Raw genomic sequence first — 276 nt, 5'->3', positions numbered from 1 at the left:
AACGGCATCCTGCATGGCGCATGGGTCGAGGCGGCGCAGGAGCCTTGGGCGATTTACGATGAGGTGCGCGATATGCTGGCCGCATCGCCCGTCGCCGGGGCGGAAGAATGGGCCATCCATGATTATGAAGGGTTCGGCGAGGTTCGTATCGAGGAATATACCGGCTTCAACACCGTGGCCGAACTGGCATCCTTCATCGTCGAGCATGGAGATATGGGCGCGGCATTGCTCGACTATTTCAGCGGCGATCTCAACGAGGCGCGCGAGGCGGTTACC

General features: G+C 60.9%; 1 protein-coding gene. It reads left to right on the top strand.

The features are described from left to right. Positions 1–276: antirestriction protein ArdA (locus C1X29_RS28405; protein ID WP_146023301.1), on the top strand; the 276-nt coding region annotated here is incomplete at both ends.

The sequence above is a fragment of the Pseudomonas sp. GW456-12-10-14-LB2 genome (assembly GCF_002884345.1).
GTDB lineage: Bacteria > Pseudomonadota > Gammaproteobacteria > Pseudomonadales > Pseudomonadaceae > Aquipseudomonas > Aquipseudomonas paraglycinae.
The sequence above is the reverse complement of the archived record's forward strand: the minus strand, read 5'-3'. Positions and strand labels throughout refer to the sequence as shown.